4 protein-coding genes are annotated in these 5,292 nt (G+C 32.9%); 3 read left to right on the top strand and 1 reads right to left on the bottom strand.

The window, feature by feature from the left end; genetic code table 11:
• Positions 1 to 135 precede the first annotated feature (135 nt).
• Complete coding sequence (locus AC3DU7_RS24140) at positions 136 to 1,905, bottom strand: tetratricopeptide repeat protein (RefSeq protein WP_488041843.1); 1,770 nt, start codon at positions 1,903 to 1,905, stop codon at positions 136 to 138.
• 208 nt (positions 1,906 to 2,113) lie between these two features.
• Between AC3DU7_RS24140 and AC3DU7_RS24135 the strand changes: the two genes are divergently transcribed.
• The 3 genes from AC3DU7_RS24135 (at position 2,114) to AC3DU7_RS24125 (ending at position 5,224) form a co-directional block, all read left to right on the top strand.
• Entirely contained in the window at positions 2,114 to 2,800 is a 687-nt protein-coding gene (locus AC3DU7_RS24135) for an HNH endonuclease (protein WP_488041842.1), read from the top strand.
• A gap of 605 nt (positions 2,801 to 3,405) precedes the next feature.
• Entirely contained in the window at positions 3,406 to 3,738 is a 333-nt protein-coding gene (locus tag AC3DU7_RS24130) for a hypothetical protein (protein WP_488041841.1), read from the top strand.
• A gap of 385 nt (positions 3,739 to 4,123) precedes the next feature.
• A complete protein-coding gene (locus AC3DU7_RS24125) occupies positions 4,124 to 5,224 on the top strand; it encodes an acyltransferase family protein (RefSeq protein WP_488041840.1) in 1,101 nt (366 codons plus the stop codon).
• The last annotated feature ends 68 nt before the right edge of the window (positions 5,225 to 5,292 follow it).

Raw genomic sequence — 5,292 nt, 5'->3', positions numbered from 1 at the left:
AAAAGAAGTAGGAAAATTTCAGTAAACTCCCTCAGAATTATTTTGTTAGAGAGGATAAGGAAAAATTGATTTATATTTAAACTCGCCTCTACCTAAAAGATGAAGTATTTGCCCAAACCTCATATTTTAATTTACCTAGCTATCTAGAGGAATCAAATTAAATGAAATACAAATTCGTTCGCTACCTCCAGTAAATGGAATAGTAGAGTGCCAAAAATAAGAAGGAAAAATTACTAATAATCCTGCTTCTGGTCTCAGCAGATATTTTTCTTGATTTTCCATGTTTTGCTTTGAGGGAAAAGAAGTACCAAAATTTAAGTAACCAGACCCATCATGATTTTCTTTTACACTATTAGGTACTTGAATATAATAAACGCCACTGCAATAACTTTCAGGATGAATATGAGAATTTTGAAATCCTTCTGATTCTAAAACAACTGCCCAACCACTGAGCTTCCAGTCTGAGGGGAAATTATGGAAAAATTGGTAATTACAGTTACCAGTAAAACGACCAAAATAATCATGGAGAGAACTATTAATTTTTTTGCTTAGTGCTGCCATTACAGGAGTATTATCTGTAAAAATTTCGTAGGTTTGACTACCTCTATTTATTGGTTTACCTGGTCGATATTTTAAAAGAGTGGGATGTCGAACAATGTAATTTTTCAAGTCATTGTTATAAGTTGTTAAACTCTCCCATCCTTCTACATCTGCAAACTGGTATTTAGCTACTAATTCTGAACAGTCAAAAATTGATTCAGCTTCAGATTTTTTACCCACATCTTGCAAAGCTAAACCTAGATGAGCATAAGCTTTAATATGTCTATGATTAATATTTATAGCTTTTTCAAATTGAGCGATCGCTTCTTGAGATTTACCTATTTCTCGCAAAGCTATTCCTAATTGTGCATAAGCATCAGCAGAATTAGAATTATGTTTAAGAATTTTCTGATATAGCTTTATTGCTGCTTCCCAGTCAGACTTTTTTCCTAGAATTTCTGCTAAACCTGCCATGGCATGAATAGAATTTTTATCCTGCTTCAATGCTGAATTATAACTTTTAATAGCTTCCTCATATTTTTCTTGTTGACTTAACAGAAAGCCTAGATTGATATGAGCATCAGCAGAAGTAGGAATTAGATCGATAACTGCTTGATAACAAGCTTCGGAAACATCAACTCTTCCCTGCTCATAAAAAGTAGCAGCAATATTAGTCAAACATTCTGTGGAATGGGGATTAATTTCTAGTGCTTGTTGATAAGCTTTTTGTGATTCTTTGAGGTTACCACGACGGTAAAATGCCATACCTAAAGATGATAAAGCATCAAAATTATTTGGAACTATAGAAATAGCTTTTATATAAGAAGATATTGCCTCATCTAACTTCCCTTGAGCTTGAAATATATCTCCCAAAGTAATGTTAACTCGCGGATGACTTGGATTAATAGTTAAAGCTTTTTCCAGGGAAGCGATCGCCTCTTCTATAATTCCTTTTTCTGTCAAAGCAATTCCCAAGTTTAGGTGAGAGTCAGCAGATTTTTGATTTAGTTGAATCGCACGTTTATAACAGTCAATAGCATTATCTAATTGTTGAGAGGCGCGATAAGTATTGCCGAGATTATTAAGGTAGCCAAAATTATTCGGTTCTAGATTAACAGCTTGATTTATTAAATTTATTGCGCTTTTATTATTTCCCATTTGTGCTTTAAGTACGCCCAGATAATTTAAAGCTTGAGAATTATTTGGTTCCGACTGAATAATTTTTTCATAGATAACTTTTGCCTCTTGTAGTTTCCCACTTTTGTGAAAAGACAAAGCGTGGGATAAGGCATTTTCTGGAAGATTATTATTTAGTGGTTTTTGACTTTTATTTTTGGCTGCTTTTCTTCTTTGTTCTCGGTTCATCTTTTTATCCTTGTACTAATATTAGGCTAGTAATTTTCAAACAGCAAATAGGATTTGATTTCGGAAAACTACTATAATAAATTTTACAATATTCATCGTATTGGTAATAGATATATAAATAAAAATTACAAAGACATTTTAGTAAAGTTTTTTCCTATAAATAACCTGATAATCTAAAATGAAGAGAACGAAATAAAAATCTCACAATATGGCTCAAACAAAAATAGGCACACTACGAATAGCAGCTCAAAAAATAGGTGTTACTTTAGAAGAATATATAGCAAATAAAGAAGCAGGTTTGAAATGGTGTACTAAGTGTAAACAATGGAAACATATAGAAAATTTTGGGAAGGACAGATCGCGTTATGATGGACTAACTTCTATTTGCAAAAGTTGTAAAAATCAACGAAAAACATCTGGACCTGGACGTAAAGAGCGTGAAGCTAAAAAGCTTGAAGGTTTGAAATGGTGTAGAGGATGTCAAAAATATTTACCCTCTCAAGAAGTAAAATCAGGTGCTTGCAAGCTTCATGTTGCGGCAGAAGCTAGACAAAGATATGCAAACAATGAAAAACATAGATTGGAAAGACGACAACATTCTCATAGTAGAAAGCGAAATGTCGATCCGATCCCTTATGAAGGACAAAAGTTTTTGATGGAAATATTTGAGGGAAAATGCGCCTATTGTCTCAAACCAGCTAATACTTGGGACCATATTATTCCTATATCTAAAGGGGGGCAAACTACACCTGGTAATGTAGTTCCTGCTTGTATTAAGTGTAATAGCTCTAAAAATAATCAAGATGTTTTTGAATGGATGAACAAAAAATCCATTACTCCTCATCCTGAGTTTATTGACAGAATTATTATTTCTGAATGTGGACTTTATGGTTAGATAATTTCTACCTGTCATTCAATATTTATTAGATATCTCCAAGAATAAAAAATCAAATCAATTATTGCACTTTTATTCATCAATTCTTGCTCTTACTTCCTACTCCATCTCTTAATGGATATATCTATTTTATTGCTAGCCATAATTCAATCTAGAAAATGCAAAATTATTGGAATAAATATTGCTAGCTAATGCTTTCAGGAATTTCAAAGTTAGAAACTATTCATTAATAAATGTCGGCGTTTTCAACAATTAATTATTAATTATTAATAATTACCTCTCCTTGAACACGGATGGGATTGACGAACAAGACAAATTATTATTTATTATCCCATTAAAATGGGAGGCTTTAAGCCACAAATTTTCGGTAACATTACGACTGAAAATTATCTTAAAAAAAATGTAATAGTTACTGAATATCAATAATAAAATAGTTAAGTACATAAGCAAAATTAATTACATATTTTGATATTTTAAATAGTATTAACAATGAGAGTAAAGCAAAATAACCCAATCTGTTGAATCTTAAAAAAATACAAAGATATAGGCAAGGCTTTCCCAAAAAACTTATTTTTAAACAAAACTAATTAAAAACTGTCTCAATCATGGCAAAACTCACTCACAAAGAAGTATTCGACCTCCTAATCAAAGAAGTTCTTGAAGCTTACCCGCACATAGAAAATAAGTTGGATTTTGTATCTAAAGATATTTTAGAACATCTTCTCTCCAATAGCGATGGAGTGAGAGAAAGATTGCGTAAGGGTTCTTTTACAAAAGATGATGGTAAAGTTAATCAAACCGAAGCTTTTTTACTCACCTGGGTGGATGAAGTATGGGATGTAGAAAATGGTAATCAAGATTTATATAAAAAATTCATCTCTGAATTAAATGGAACACCACAAGAGTTTGATTTATATGACAAAGAAGTACCTCAATAAGGTAATTTAAATCGTGACTAAATAAACAAATCTTAGTAGTCATACATAGTAATTGTAGATAGAAACTAAGTAATACCTAGCTAGAATGGGAGTAAGATGCTCCCACGGCCATAATACTTTTTCTCATGCCTGCTTTGAATGACCTATTTGTCACCTTGATCCTTCTGTGAAAATTATTGTAATAAAAAAAATATAATAGTTGCTTAATATCAATCATCAAATAGCTAGTATTAACAAGAATGTTAACTAAGTCATAAGTAATTTTTGTAACGGGGATTTAAGCCTCGCTCCAAAAATATTTCGCCTTAAAAAGTGGGGCTTTAAGCCCAATTATTTTGATCAAAGCCCAGTAGTATAATTATCTACTATAAAAACTTCAATAAAAATGCGCTTAAAATCTCTAGATGTATTTCGTGGCATTACTATTGCTAGTATGATTCTTGTTAATAACCCAGGCAGTTGGAATCATGTTTATCCACCCTTACTTCACGCAAAATGGCATGGCTGTACGCCCACCGATTTAGTATTTCCCTTCTTCTTATTTATAGCAGGCGTAGCAATGACTTTTTCTTTGTCAAAATACACCGATAAAAACCAAGCAACTCCAAAACTTTATCGGCGAATTTTACAGCGATGCCTCATACTTTTTCTTCTAGGTTTACTACTAAATGGCTTTCCTAATTACAACTTAGGTACTATTCGTATCATGGGAGTATTGCAACGTATTAGCGTAGCCTACCTCCTCGCAGCGATCGCCATCCTTAACCTTTCAAGAAAACAACTTTATGGACTTGCCACTGTATTATTAATTGGATACTGGATAGCCATGCAATTAATACCCATCCCTGGCTATGGCCCTGGCGACCTTTCCCCAGAAGGAAATCTTGCTGCTTATATCGATCGCCTCATTCTTACTCAACAACATTTGTGGGCAGGGAAACCATACGATCCAGAAGGACTATTTAGCACCTTACCCGCTATTGTCACAATTCTCATTGGTTACTTTGTTGGAGAATGGCTCAAACATCAACCAACCAAAAGTCGCACCAGCCTAAATCTAGTAATTTCCGGTCTAAGTTGTTTAGTAGTCGGGTATCTGTGGGGACTATTTTTTCCGATCAATAAAGCTTTATGGACAAGTTCCTATGTAATATTTACCTGTGGATGGGCCTTGATTTTACTAGCCACTTGTTATGAAGCGATCGAAGTTCGAGGTTGGCAAAAATGGGGACATCCATTTGAAGTGATGGGATTAAATGCCATTTTTATTTTTGTTGCTTCTGGATTTTTAGCTAGACTTATGATTTATAACAAAATTAGTATGGTTAAAAGTTCTCCTACTATTAAGACATGGATATATGAACAATTTTTCCAATCTTGGGCTGGTTTATTTAATGGTTCTTTGATTTTTGCTATTGTTAACATGTTGTTATGGTGGGGAATTTCTGATTTAATGTATCGTCGCAGTTTGTTTCTTAAAGTTTAATCAATATTGATATTCAGACAATAGTAATTTAGGGTGAAAAATCATCATTTTCACTAAAAAAAAACTGT

This window comes from Okeania sp. (assembly GCF_983059655.1).
Note: the sequence above shows the minus strand (reverse complement) of the source record. Positions and strands in the feature narration are given on the sequence as shown.